Genomic DNA, 13,083 nt, shown 5'->3' on the forward strand with positions numbered 1-13,083 from the left:
GAGAAGATGCGTATACAGACACGACACCTTGCCTCGTCCCTGCAGGCGCCATGTATGCCAATATGGACGTTGGACTTTGAAAAGGCCCTAGCCCCTCACAGGTCTAATGACGCTCGACCTCGCGTATGAACTCCCGAGCCAGATCGCGAAACGCCTCCGCCTGCTCATCCTGCGGGACCGTCCCCGCGTCGTCGATGACGTGCAGGCGAGCCCGCTCATTTCGCGTCAGGAAGCTCTGGGAGAGCGCCACCGGGACGAAATCTGCCAGCCGCCCCCAGACCAGACATACCGGCGACGCCAGGTTCCCGAAGGGACGGCGAACATCGCGGTTGAGCAGCCCTCCCAGAAAGGCGGCAGGGGCGAAACGGGCGCCTGGCTGATGAGCGGCCGCGTAACAGTGGTCGATCATCTCCTCCGTGACCAGGCTCGGGTTGGCGTACACACGATCGCGCAACACGTGCGCGATGGAGGCCCGCGAGACGAGCGCGTGGAACACGGCCTCGCCCAGGACCGGCGAGCGCAGCAGGGCGTGCAGAGAACGCTGCGCCTGTGTAGGCGGGGTATCCCACACCCCAATGCCCGCCGGACAGATCAGGACCAGCGACCGAAACAGATCGGGGGACGCCACAGCGGAGGCGATCGCGTGCGCCGCGCTGAGGGTGCTCGCGATCACATGTGCCGGCCGGCCGACCACATCCCGCACGAAGTCGGCGATCAGGGCCTCATAGAGCTCCCGCTCATACACCAGCGGCGGGCGAGCGGACAATCCATACCCCAACAGATCCAGCAGATACACGCGAAAGTCTTCGGATAGATAGGTGAAGGGAAGGCGCATCTCGTGAGCGGAGGCAAATGGATAGTGGCCATGCACCAGCACGACGGGAGGGGCCTCCTCCGGCCCGGCAACCCAGTACGCGACACGGAATCCACGCCACAGGTGCCGCTGCGTCTCCTCATGCACCGGGGGAAGCAACGGAGGAGCCGTCACGGACAGATAGGTGTTCACAGCGGCCAGCCCGCCCACACCCAGCGCCGCCATGCCCAGAAGCTTGCCGATGCGGATCCGAGCCATTTTCTCCTCCTCTCAGCGATCCCACACAAACGATCGCCAGTGACGGGCGATCCCCCACGTCACCTGGACATCGCCCGCGCCAGGAACCCCCATCCGGACCAACCGAAATAGACGGCAAAGGCGATCAGAAAGAGCCCGCACACGACCAGCGTGATCCGATATACCCGATCGCTGATCACGCGCCGCCCCGACGCCGTGGCCATGCTCAGAAGGCTCAGCCAACCCAGATCCGCGGTCCAATGCCCCACGACGTAGAAGAACGCCAGCGCCCACAAGCCATACGGGGCGACCCGCAGGATCTGGCTGGCCCCGAAGGTAGCCCACCAAAGCGACCAGTAAGGATTGCCGACGCTCATCAACACCCCGGCGGGGACCTGCCCCAGCCGCACAGCGCTCGGGGGCGACGCCGCGTGCGCATCCTGCAGGGACAGATGGCCGCGCCAGACGCCCGCAACCAGCCCATATCCCATCCACAGGAGCAGTACCCCGCCCGCCAGGCCGATCGTCCCGGCCACTACCGGCTGTTGGAGCCAGCTCCCCAGCCCATACGCGATGGCCAACACCAGGGCTCCCTCGATCAACCCGTGTCCCAGCGCCAGCTTGGGACCGCTCCAGAACCCGGCGCGGGCGCCCTCGCTGATCGCCAGCGCCGTGAGCGGCCCCGGCGAGAGCGCCCCCGAGAGGCTGATCACCCAGAATGCAGCGACGATCGCGATGAGTTCCACACACCCTCCTTCAGCTACCAGCTCCACAGGGGGAGGCGTGGAGAGGGCCTCCCCATAGCAGAAGTAACGGCGTTTCCCAGGTACGCTCTCAGACACACCCTCACGGGGCACGATCCGCTTGCCGGCTCAGATAAGCCACAGCAGCCCCGGCCAGGATTGCCGCGCCCAGGGGCAAAGCCTCCTCATCGAAATCAAATCGCGGGTGATGATGGGAGTAGGCCAGGCCGCGCTCGGCGTTCATCGACCCCAGGAAGAAGAAGCACCCCGGAACGCGTTTCAGGAACTCCGCCATGTCCTCCGAAACCATGGCCGGAGTCATGTCGCCCACCGCCGCATCGCCCAATACACGCCGGGCGGCCTCCGCCACGTACGAGGTGGCCACCGGGTCGTTGACCAACACGGGAGCGGCATGCTCCAGCTTCAGCTCGTGCGTCACCCCAAACGCCTGATCGATCCCCTCGATGATCTGGCGCAGCCGATCCAACACATGCGCGAGCATATCATCATCCAGCGTACGGATCGTGCCGCTCAGGTCCGCCCGACCGGGGATCACGTTGAAAACGCTCCCCGCGTGGAAAGAGCCGACGCTGAGAACTGCCGTCTGCGTGGGGTCCACATTGCGACTGACGATGGTTTGAACGGCGGTGACGAAATGAGCTGCGGCCACCAGAGCGTCCACCGTCTTATGGGGAAGGGCCCCGTGACCGCCACGCCCCTGAAACGTGAGCCAGAAGTGGGTGGCCGCGGCCATAAACGGCCCCGGCTGAACGACGGCGCGCCCAACCGGCAGGAGGTTCCAGAGATGCAAGCCGAAGGCCACCTCCGGCCTGGGGTCCTCCAACACCCCCTCGGCGATCATGGCGCGGGCCCCGCCGGTGGCCTCCTCGGCCGGCTGAAAGACGAACTTGACGCGGCCGGATAGCTCCTCGCGATGCCGGCTCAGCAACGTAGCCACGCCCAGGCCGATGGCCGTGTGCCCATCGTGACCACAGGCGTGCATCTTACCCGGCTCCTCCGAAGCGTATTCGACCTCGTTGGCCTCTTCCACGGGCAATGCGTCCATGTCAAAGCGCAGCATAACCGTCCGACCCGGTCGCGCCCCCTCCAGGATCCCGACCACGCCGGTCTTGCCCACGCCCGTCTGCACTCCCAAGCCCAATCTTTCCAACACATCGGCCACGATCGCGGCCGTTCGCTCCTCCTCAAACGCCAATTCCGGGTGGCGATGGAAATCCCGCCGCCAGGAGACGAGCTGATCCCGCAGCTCCTGCGCCTCTTCACGAAAATCAGACATAACCCCTCCAGAGGATATATTTCCAGGCGCCTTCCCAGACAGCAGCTCAAACCTGAACCGTGGTCCTTATGCGCCGCGCTCCACGCCGCGCATGAGCTGCTCCACCCGGCTGCCGCCCACGCTGAAGTATCGCGCTCGTGGATGGTGCACCACGATGGCGGCCGTGCTCTGCTCCGGCACCAGCTGATAAGCCGACGTCAGGCTCATCCCCAAAGCCTCCTCCGCCGGGAGCAGCCGGAACACCTGCACGTGGTCCTCCAGCTCGGGGCAGGCCGGGAACCCCCATGAGTACCGCTTCCCGCGGTCGCCGATGCCCAGCTCCTGCTTGATGCGACGGTGCAGCCATTCGGCTGTGGCCTCCGCCGTCTGCACAGCCAACCCGTGGGTATAGTAAGCCTCGCTGTAGTCCCCGGCGGCCTCCAGCGCGTCGAATCGCTCCGTCGCCTCCGGCCCCACCGTGACCACCTGGAGGGCTACCACATCCAGCCGACCGGAGTCAACGGGCAGGAAGTAATCGGCGATACACAGCCGATCGCCACCCTCCTGGCGCGGGAAGTGGAAGCGGGCGATCTCACGCGGCCGTCCCCCGCCGTCCTCCATCGCATCCTCCGGGGCATAGAGGATCAGATCGTCGCCATCGGACTGGCAGGGGAAATACCCGTATACGGCCTGCGGGCGCAGCCACCCCTGGGCCATCGCCTGGGCCTCCATGCGGGCCAGCCGCTGCTCGAACTGAGCCTGCAGCTCCTCCCATACCTCCCCATGCACGTTCTTCGCGCCCCAACTCAGCCGGAACAGCTCGTTCTTATCGATGAGCGGGAACACCTCCGCCAGCGGGATGTGCTTCAGGACCCGAGGCCCCCAGAACGGCGGCCTGGGAATGTCCACCTCCGCGCCGGCTTGTCGCTCCGTCGCCTCGCCCGTTCGCCGACTCATCGATTTGCTGACCCGCTGACTCGCCGATTCGCTCCCCCGAACCTCCCGCCACGCCTCAGCATGCACGCGCTCCAACAAGGTAGCCCGCTTCTCCTCGTCAACCAGCGCGTCCATGACCGCCAAGCCCTCGAACGCATCCTTGCAGTAGAAGACGCCCGGCTCATAAGGCACACCCTCCTCCACGAAGAGGATCCGATGGCTGAAGCGGCGGTTGATCGCCGCGCCGCCGATGAGGACCGGGAACTTCAACCCCCGCCGGTGTAGCTCCTGCACGCAGAGCGGCATCTGCTTCGACGTGTTCACCAACAGCGCGCTGAGGCCGATGGCCGTGGCGCCCACCTCCACCGCCTTGTCGATGACGGCGTTGATCGGCACCTGCTTCCCCAGATCGTACACCGTGTACCCGTTATTGGAGAGGATCGTCTTCACCAGGTTCTTGCCGATGTCGTGCACATCCCCATACACGGTGGCCAACACGACGGCCCCCTTGCTCGTCCCCTCGCGCCGCTCCAGAAACTGCTCTAGGTGGGTGACGGCGCGCTTCATCACCTCCGCCGACTGCAACACAAAGGGCAGGATAAGCTCGCCTGCTCCGAAGCGATCTCCCACCTCCTTCATGGCAGGCAGCAGGATCTCGTTGAGCACCTCCACCGGCGTATGGCGGGTGAGCGCCTCGTCGATCAGATCCTCAATCCCCTCCTTCCGACGATGGAGGATCTGCCAATGGATCCGCTCCTCGGCCGTCATCCCGGCGGTGGGATCCTCCGCCTGCTCCTGCTCCGCCGCCTGATCGGCCTGCTCGAAGTAGGCGATGTACCGCGCCAGCGCATCCGGCCGGCGGTCGAAGATGAGATCCTCCGCCAGCTCCCGCTCTTTCGGATCGATCTCCGCGTAGGGCGTGATGTGAGCCGGGTTCACGATGGCCATGTCCAGCCCGGCCTGCACGCAATGGTATAGGAAGACGGAGTTGAGCACGGCACGAGAGCGCCGCTTCAACCCGAACGAGAGGTTGCTGACGCCCAGGTTGGTGAGCACGCCCGGCAGCTCCCGCTTGATGAGCCGAATGCCCTCCATGGTCTCGATGGCCGAGCGGCGTAGCTCCTCCTGGCCGGTGGCCAGCGTGAAGGTGAGGGTGTCGAAGATCAGATCGGACGGCTCCAGCCCGTATTCGTTCACACAGATGTCGTAAATGCGCCGGGCCACCTCTAGCTTGCGCTGAGCCGTGTGCGCCATCCCCTCCTCGTCGATGGTGAGGGCGATCAGGGCCGCCCCGTGGGCCTTCGCCAGCGGCACCACGGCGTCGATGCGCTCCCGTCCGTTCTCCAGGTTGATGGAGTTGATGATGGCACGCCCTGGGTAGTTCTCCAACGCCACTCGCATCACCGCCGGCTCCGTGGTGTCGATGACCAGTGGCGCCTCCACGCTCTGGGCGAGCATCCGCACCACTGTGCGCATCTGCTCCGCCTCGTCAGATCGCTCCGTCAGCGCCACGCACACGTCCAGCAAGTGGGCGCCGCCCTCCACCTGCCCCCGAGCGATCTCCAGGATGGCGTCGTAGTCCTCGGCCAGCAGTAGCCGCTTGATCCGGCGGCTCCCCTGGGAGTTCACCCGCTCGCCGATGAGGGTGGGCGGCGGATCCTGGATCAAAGAGACGGCGCGCATGGCCGAGGAGGCCATCGGCACGCGCCTCCCCTCCCCGTCCCGAACGCGCCGCAACCGCGGCCAGCCGTCAGCACCCGGCACGAGTTCCAACCGCTGTTCAGGCCGCCGCTCTCGCCCTCGCACATAGGAGATGAGGACATCCAGATGCTCGGGCGTGGTGCCGCAGCAGCCGCCCACGACGTTCACGCCGAATTGGGCAACGAACGTGTGCAGATCGCGGGCCATCGGCTCCGGCTCCAGCGGGTAGACGGCGTTGCCGGAGCCATCGTTGATGGGGAGCCCGGCGTTGGGGATGATGGACACGGGCAGCCGGCTGTACTCACCCAGGTAGCGCGCCGGCTCATACATATGTTCCGGACCGGTGGAGCAGTTCAGGCCGAGCACATCCACGCCCAGGGCCTCCAGCGTCACCAGCGCTGCCGCGATATCTGTGCCCAGCAACATGCGCCCCGAGGTATCCAGCGTAACCTGCGCCTGAATGGGCAACCGGACGCCGGTCTCCTGAAACGCCTGTCGCAGCCCGAAGACGGCCGCCTTCAGCTCCAGTATGTCCTGGGATGTCTCGATGAGAAGCAGGTCGACGCCGCCCTGGATGAGCCCCACCGCCTGCTCGCGAAACACGTCGGCCAGCTCGGCGAAGGAGATGGCGCTAAGGGTGGGATCGCTGCTGGAGGGGAGCATGCCGCTGGGGCCGATGGACCCGGCGACGAAGCGAGGATGCTCGGGCGTGCTGAAGCGATCGGCCACCCGCCGCGCCAACTCGGCCGCGGCGCGGTTGATCTCCATCACGCGATCCTGAAGCCCGTACTCGCGCAGCGTGATGCGATTCGAGCGGAAGGTATCCGTCTCGATCACGTCACAGCCCACCGCCAGGAAGGAGGCGTGGATCTCCTCGATAACGTCCGGGCGAGTGATGACCAGATAATCGTTGCAACCGTTGTACTGCTCGCCGCCGAAATCCTCAGCGGTCAGGTTCAGGCGCTGGATGTTGGTCCCCATCGCGCCGTCGAAGACCAGGACCCGCCGCGCCAAGGCTTCTAAGTAACGGGTATGAAACTTAAAATCGGCCATACGATTTCCTCTGAGTCCCCCATACATCATCAGGAATAGACATCACTGCGCCGTCCAACCACCATCCACCACGATCACGGAGCCGGTCATGAACCGGGAAGCCTCCGAGGCCATGAAGAGCACGGCGCCCTGCAACTCCTCAGGGTCCCCCCATCGCCCCAGAGGGATCCTGCGTCGGAACGACTCATACGCCTCCGGGTTCTGCTTGAACATCTCGTTGATCGCCGTCATGAACGGGCCAGGACACAGGGCGTTCACGGTGATGCCATACGGTGCCCATTCCAATGCCAGTGTCTTCGTCATCTGGATCAGGCCACCCTTGCTGGCGGTGTAAGGAGTGCGATCGGCCAGGCCCACCAACCCCAATATGGAGCTGACATTGATCACACGTCCCCAGCGCTGGGCGATCATATGCGGCCCCACAGCCCGAGCGCACAGCCACGGGCCCGTCAGGTTGGTCTCGATGACCTCATGCCAGCTCGCCTCGTCCAGCTCCAGGATGGGGCCACGCCGGTTGATCCCAGCGTTGTTCACCAGGATATCCACCCGGCCCAGCGTCCGGACGACCTGATCGACCATGGCGTTCACCTGATCCGCCGAGGTGACGTCCGCCTGGATCGGGATGACGCGCCGCCCGGTGGCCTCCGCGATCTCCTGAGCGGTCGCCTCGGCCTCGTCCAGATGGCGGCTGCTGATGGCGACATCGGCGCCCGCACCAGCCAGGGCGGCCGCCATCGCCTTTCCCAATCCCTTGCTGCCCCCGGTCACCAGGGCCACCCGATCATCCAATCGGAAAAGGCTCAAAGGATCGAACACGGAATTCCTCCATACACAGAAGGGGATGGCGCCAGGCCATCCCCCTGATGCGCTCCCTCATGACGTCACAACAGGCAGGATGCCCGGCTCAACCCACCCTCCACGCCCCCTGAACGAGACAGCGAGAGGGAAGCGTTCGCCCTGCCGATCACCCACCATAGGACCACGGGGTATCCCGAAGAGCTAACGGTTTTCGGTCGGGCGACACGCCGCCGGCCACCACCTCCCCGATCACCAGCGCGTGATCACCGGTCTGGCACGCCTCCTCGACCACCTTGCACTCGATCCACGCGGCGGCATCCCGCAGGATCGGCACCCCCGCCTCGCTGAGCCGATAGCCATATCCGCCGACGGTCTGGGCCTCCGTGTCCGCCTCCACGAACTTGAAGAACGCGGAGGCCATTTCCTCCTGTCCCTCGCCCACGACGTTGATACAGAACTTCCCGGCCTGCTTCACGGCATCATAGATCCGGGTGTCCCGCTTCAGGCCCGCGGCCAGCAGGCGCGGCCGAAACGAAGCCTGCGTGACCCAACTCACCGTCGCCGCGTGGACCTCTCCATCAACGGCCGTCGTCAACACGTAAAGGCCATAGGTGATCGACCGCATCGCCTTCCGCACGTCATTCACAACTCCGCTCTCAGGGGTCATCTCCCATTCCCTCCATCGGTCATCACGTACAGTTCCTTTCTCAATCCGCATACCCGCAACGGGCAGGGGGATTCCGCAAACGATCCAGCAAGAGGGCGGCCCATCACCACAGGCTACGCCCCCGGCTGCGCCCCAGCGCATCCAGGATGGGCTCAGACCACTCAGGGACCAGGTCAGCCACCGCGCGTATCAGCCCGAAGCACCCGGCCAGCATCTGGTCGCCGTGGGGCACGGCGAAGTAAACCGGGAGATCACTATCCAGCAGCATCCCCCGCCGTGGGCCAGTGACCGCCAGGAAGTCAAGGGGCTGGGGCGTCACATCCAGCACCAGCGCCCCATGTCCATGCTCCGCGAACACACGCTCATGCGTGATGCTGCCGTCCGCCAGCGCATGCAGCCACCCTTCCAACGCCTCCCGGCTCAGCAAACCCGTGTGATGCTCAAACAGACGGATGATCTGCCCATCCCGGTATTGAAACGCCAGGCAGTGGAAGTTGCCCACGTTCACGATCTGGGCATCCGACCGCGAGCCCACCGCCGGATCCTCACGAGCGCCCAGAACGGCGGCCGGCGCCGTATCCATCACGTACACGGGCAGCCCGCTCTGCTCCACGGCCGTTCGGGCGACCGCTCGAAGCCGCGTCATGATGGCCGGGACGGCGTCCGCCGGGAAGGCGAACGTGGACAGCCGGCGATCAGCCCGCAGTCGCTCGGCCAGGTAGTCCAGCCGGAACTGGCGATCGCTGACATCCGGCGGGGCGTCACCATGATCGAACACGGCGACGGCCAGGGCGTCCGGCCGCAGATCGGCGCCAAACGCGGCGAAGGCCGCCCGGATCGCCCCGTAGTCCAGGTCTCGCATCTCCACGTGGGCGATGCCCTCGCGCCGGGCCAGCGCGGCCGCCTCATCCTCCGAGACGATCTGGACGCCCAGATCCCGCTGAACGGCCTCCAGGTCATCGTTGAAGGAGCGAGCCGCGTCGGGCGTGGCGAAGAGGGGCAATCCCGTCTCGCGATGATCCCTCGCCGCCCACGCGCTGGGCCCGCCCCCCATGATGACCCCGGTGAGGAGCACCCCATCCCGGCGGGCGGTCGCCTCCCGGATCTGCCGGGCCACTCGCAGCGTCGGCGACGGCATCACCATCTTCAGGTAATTCTCGGGATCCCGCCCGGCGTCGAACAAGAGGATGTCCTGGGTCCCGGTGCCCACGTCTACGGCCAGAATCTTCATCGCATGCGTCCTACAGAGGCTTCCCTCGCCATGAATCGGCTTCTCGGCGTTCGCATCTACCCCTCGCCGGCCAGATGTTGCAACGGATCCGGATGTCCGGCCGCCTGCTCGGCGTGATAGCTGGAGCGCACCAACGGCCCCGACTCCACCCAGCGGAACCCGCGAGCGATGGCCTCCTGCCGTAGCTCCTCGAACTCCGCCGGCGTGTAGTACCGGGCGATGGGTAGATGAAATCGGCTCGGCTGCAGATATTGCCCGACGGTCAGGATGTCCACGTCCTGGGCGCGAAGATCGTCCATGACCTGAAGCAACTCCTCCCACTCCTCGCCCAATCCCACCATGATGCCGGACTTGGTGAGCCCGTCGGGGACCATCTCCTTCGCCCGGCGCAGCAACTCCAGGGATCGAGGGTACTTTGCCTGGGGACGGACCGTCCGATATAGGCGGGGGACGGTCTCCACGTTGTGATTCAGGATCTCCGGCCGGGCATCCATTACGGTCTTCAGCGCGTCCCAATTCCCCCGAAAGTCAGGGATCAGGACCTCGATGGTGCAGCCAGGCACCAGCCTGCGGATCCATCGGATCGTCTCGGCGAAGACCCACGCGCCACCGTCCGGTAGCTCATCCCGATTGACGGAGGTGAGCACGGCATGTCGCAGCCCCATCGTCTGGATCGTCTCCGCCACCCGACGCGGCTCATCGGGGTCAAGGGGGGCCGGACGCCCCGTCTTGATCTTGCAGAAGCCGCACGAGCGCGTGCACGTATCCCCCATGAGGAGGAAGGTGGCGGTCCCACGCCCCCAGCACTCGCCGATGTTCGGGCAGCCGGCCTCCTCGCACACGGTGTGCAGCGAATGCCCGCGCATCAGCCCCTTGATCCGACGATAATTGGGCGTGTCCTGCACACGCACGCGCAGCCAGGGAGGCCGCCGTCCCCGGGTCAACTGCCCCCTTCGTCCCGCGGCGCCCCCCCTCCCACGACGAGAACTCCTTTCAGTCGGCATCATCCACCCTTACGCCTCACGCTTCACGTTTTACGTTTTACGCCTTACGTTTTACGCTCTCGCCTTTACGCTCCACGCACGCCCCCACGTCACATATGTATCGCCTGCCCCAGCACGGCGTGGGCGGCTTCCATCAGGCTCTCGGACAACGTCGGGTGCGCGTGCACGGTACGGGCGATCTCCTCCACGGTCAGCTCCCAGGTCCGGGCCAGCACGATCTCTGGTAGCAGCTCCGTCACCTCGGGCCCCACGAAATGAGCGCCCAGGATCTCACCGTATTTGGCGTCGGCGACGATCTTGACGAACCCCTCCCGCTCGGCCAACCCCAGCGCCTTGCCGTTCGCCTGGAAGGGGAACTGCCCGACCTTGACGTCGTGCCCACGCTCGCGGGCCTGGGCCTCCGTCAGCCCCATGGAGGCGACTTGCGGCTGGCAGTAGATACAACGGGGCATCCAGGTGTAATCCTCGATCGGCGTCGTCTCGTGCCCGGCGATGTGCTCGGCGGCGACGATGCCCTGGGCGGACGCCACATGAGCCAGCGGCATCTTGCCCGTCAGATCGCCGATGGCATAGATACCGGGGACGTTCGTGCGCATGTAACCATCCACCACCACTGCTCCCCGCTCAACCTGGACGCCGACCTGCTCCAACCCCAGATCCTCGGAGTTGGGCTGCACGCCGATGGCGATCAGCACCACATCCCCCTCCAGGGTCTGCTCGCCATCCGGCGACGAGACGCGCACCTTCACACCGTCGTCCGCGGATTCCACGCTTTCCACCCGGGTATCCGTGTGCAACTGAATGCCCCGCCGCTGGAAAGATCGCGCCAACGCTGCGCTGACGTCCTCATCCTCCAGCGGAGCAATGCGCGAGAGCATCTCCACAACGGTGACCTCGGCCCCGTACGTGCGATAGATATGGGCGAACTCCAGGCCGATGGGGCCCGCGCCCACCACGATGATGTGCCCGGGCACCTCCGTGCGCTCCAGCGCCTCCCGGCTGGAGATCACCCGCTCGCCGTCGATGGTCACGCCGGGGATGGAACGAGGTCGGGCGCCAGTGGCCAGGATGATGTTCTTCGCCGAGAGGGTCTTCCCCCCCGGCTCCACGACGACCTGCCCCGGGCCGACCAGCCGACCGGTCCCCTGCACGACGTCGATGCTGTTCTTCCGCATGAGAAAATTGACCCCGCGCACCAGCCGCTTGGACACCTCCCGGCTGCGCTTGATGGCCTGGCTGTAATCCAGCGTCAGATTCTCGAAGTGAAACCCGAACTCCTTGCCCCGTCCCAACAGGCTCACGACTTCCGCGTTGCGCAACAGGGCCTTGGTGGGGATACACCCCCAATTCAGGCAAATCCCCCCTAACGCCTCACGTTCGATCACGGCCACCTTCTGGCCTAACTGGGCGGCCCGGATGGCCGCCACATAGCCGCCCGGCCCCCCGCCGATGACGATGACATCATAGCTGTCGGCAGGCTGTGCCATGATACGCCTCCTCATCTGCTTGTATGATCCGAACCGCCTATCCTTCCACCTTCACAACGACCTTGTGGATCGCATCGGTTCCATCCGGGAAGACGCCACTCAGGAATCGCCCTCCACCGGCCCCCTGCATGACCCCATCCCCATCGGTGACGCGAACCTGAATCGTCGCTCGAGGGCCGGAGGGGGCCATCCAATCCCAATGCCACAGGGTCCACACGAAGGGCTGAAAGTCCGGGGTACGCACCCGCGTGAGCGTCGCCTCGTGCCATGTCTTCCCATCGTCCACGCTGACCTCCACCCTGGCGACGCCGGAACTTCCGGCGAAGGCTCGCCCCCGAATCCGGTAAGGCGCCTTCGGGATCTGCTCGCCGGACTTGGGACGCTCGATCTGGGAGTTGGGGCGGATAAACGCGTCGTTGCTCCAGCCCTTCTGCTCCCAATACCCCAGATGATGATTGGTGATCGCCTCAATGCTCACGATCCACTTGGGCTGCTTCATCCCGTACCGGCCAGGCCACAGCGCCCGCAGCGGGGCGCCGTTCTTGACCGGCAGCGGCTCGCCGTTCATGTTGTAAACCAACACGGAGCGCTCATCTCGCGCCAGGTCAACGGGGATGGCCGTGTGGAAGTCATCCGCCCCTCGCACGATCAGCTCCGTGGTATCGGGTTTGACTCCGGCCATCTCCAGCAGATCGGCCATCCGGACCCCCTCCCACACGGCGTTGCTGATCAGGTCGCCTCCCACCGGGTTGGAGATGCACTCCAGCGTGCGCATCTCCTGGACCCCGGGCAGGCTCTTGATCTCCTCCAGGGAGAGGCTCAGCTCCGTTTCCACGTTGCCGAAGAGCCGAAGCCGCCAAGCATCGACATCGATCCGAACCTCCGGCACGTTGTAATACACGGAATAAAAATCCTCGTTGTTGGTGACCCGAATCCCGTCCACAATGAGGCCTTCCTCGATGGAGCCGCCGACACCAGGGGGAGAGGTCACGGTCGGCTCGACGGGTTTGGGGGTATTCGTCGGCGAGGGGGGGAGTACGATACCACCGGGCTGACATGCCGCCAGCCACAGCCCGGCCAGTGAGCCGCCCATCGCTCGTAGCCATTTTCGCCGGGAGATCTTTCGCATCCTGCGC

At 65.5% G+C, this 13,083-nt stretch carries 10 protein-coding genes; all 10 read right to left on the reverse strand.

What is annotated here, in order from left to right; all coding sequences use genetic code 11:
- Window positions 1-103: 103 nt before the first annotated feature.
- The 10 genes from GXP39_16155 to GXP39_16200 all read right to left on the reverse strand — a co-directional run bounded on the left by GXP39_16155 (window position 104) and on the right by GXP39_16200 (window position 13,076).
- Window positions 104-1,039 (reverse strand): alpha/beta fold hydrolase, encoded by a 936-nt coding sequence (locus GXP39_16155; GenBank protein NOZ29570.1) that lies wholly within the window; start codon window positions 1,037-1,039, stop codon window positions 104-106.
- Between the two features lie 92 nt (window positions 1,040-1,131).
- Window positions 1,132-1,797, reverse strand: coding sequence for a LysE family transporter (locus GXP39_16160; GenBank protein NOZ29571.1), 666 nt, complete (start codon window positions 1,795-1,797; stop codon window positions 1,132-1,134).
- Between the two features lie 100 nt (window positions 1,798-1,897).
- A complete protein-coding gene (locus GXP39_16165; protein ID NOZ29572.1) occupies window positions 1,898-3,091 on the reverse strand; it encodes an amidohydrolase in 1,194 nt (397 codons plus the stop codon).
- Between the two features lie 66 nt (window positions 3,092-3,157).
- A complete protein-coding gene (gene metH / locus GXP39_16170) occupies window positions 3,158-6,760 on the reverse strand; it encodes a methionine synthase (protein NOZ29573.1) in 3,603 nt (1,200 codons plus the stop codon).
- A 42-nt stretch (window positions 6,761-6,802) separates the two neighbouring features.
- Complete coding sequence (locus GXP39_16175; GenBank protein NOZ29574.1) at window positions 6,803-7,576, reverse strand: SDR family oxidoreductase; 774 nt, start codon at window positions 7,574-7,576, stop codon at window positions 6,803-6,805.
- A gap of 148 nt (window positions 7,577-7,724) precedes the next feature.
- Complete coding sequence (locus GXP39_16180) at window positions 7,725-8,225, reverse strand: flavin reductase (protein NOZ29575.1); 501 nt, start codon at window positions 8,223-8,225, stop codon at window positions 7,725-7,727.
- A 103-nt stretch (window positions 8,226-8,328) separates the two neighbouring features.
- Entirely contained in the window at window positions 8,329-9,456 is a 1,128-nt protein-coding gene (locus GXP39_16185; protein NOZ29576.1) for a DUF1786 domain-containing protein, read from the reverse strand.
- Between the two features lie 56 nt (window positions 9,457-9,512).
- The gene (gene lipA / locus GXP39_16190; GenBank protein NOZ29577.1) at window positions 9,513-10,460 is read right to left on the reverse strand and encodes a lipoyl synthase; all 948 of its coding nucleotides are present in this window, start codon (window positions 10,458-10,460) and stop codon (window positions 9,513-9,515) included.
- An 89-nt stretch (window positions 10,461-10,549) separates the two neighbouring features.
- Window positions 10,550-11,947 (reverse strand): dihydrolipoyl dehydrogenase, encoded by a 1,398-nt coding sequence (lpdA, locus tag GXP39_16195; protein NOZ29578.1) that lies wholly within the window; start codon window positions 11,945-11,947, stop codon window positions 10,550-10,552.
- A 37-nt stretch (window positions 11,948-11,984) separates the two neighbouring features.
- A complete protein-coding gene (locus tag GXP39_16200) occupies window positions 11,985-13,076 on the reverse strand; it encodes a molybdopterin-dependent oxidoreductase (GenBank protein ID NOZ29579.1) in 1,092 nt (363 codons plus the stop codon).
- Between the last annotated feature and the right edge of the window lie 7 nt (window positions 13,077-13,083).

Source organism: Chloroflexota bacterium (assembly GCA_013152435.1).
Lineage (GTDB): Bacteria > Chloroflexota > Anaerolineae > DUEN01 > DUEN01 > DUEN01.

What these genes read in the sequence shown, in the direction of transcription:
- GXP39_16155 (NOZ29570.1), bottom strand. Translation starts at nt 1,039, where the DNA reads ATGGCGGCGCTGGGTGTGGGCGGGCTGGCCGCTGTGAACACCTATCTG.
- GXP39_16165 (NOZ29572.1), bottom strand. Translation starts at nt 3,091, where the DNA reads ATGTCTGATTTTCGTGAAGAGGCGCAGGAGCTGCGGGATCAGCTCGTC.
- metH (NOZ29573.1), bottom strand. Translation starts at nt 6,760, where the DNA reads ATGGCCGATTTTAAGTTTCATACCCGTTACTTAGAAGCCTTGGCGCGG.
- GXP39_16180 (NOZ29575.1), bottom strand. Translation starts at nt 8,225, where the DNA reads ATGACCCCTGAGAGCGGAGTTGTGAATGACGTGCGGAAGGCGATGCGG.
- GXP39_16185 (NOZ29576.1), bottom strand. Translation starts at nt 9,456, where the DNA reads ATGAAGATTCTGGCCGTAGACGTGGGCACCGGGACCCAGGACATCCTC.
- lipA (NOZ29577.1), bottom strand. Translation starts at nt 10,460, where the DNA reads ATGCCGACTGAAAGGAGTTCTCGTCGTGGGAGGGGGGGCGCCGCGGGA.
- lpdA (NOZ29578.1), bottom strand. Translation starts at nt 11,947, where the DNA reads ATGGCACAGCCTGCCGACAGCTATGATGTCATCGTCATCGGCGGGGGG.
- GXP39_16200 (NOZ29579.1), bottom strand. Translation starts at nt 13,076, where the DNA reads ATGCGAAAGATCTCCCGGCGAAAATGGCTACGAGCGATGGGCGGCTCA.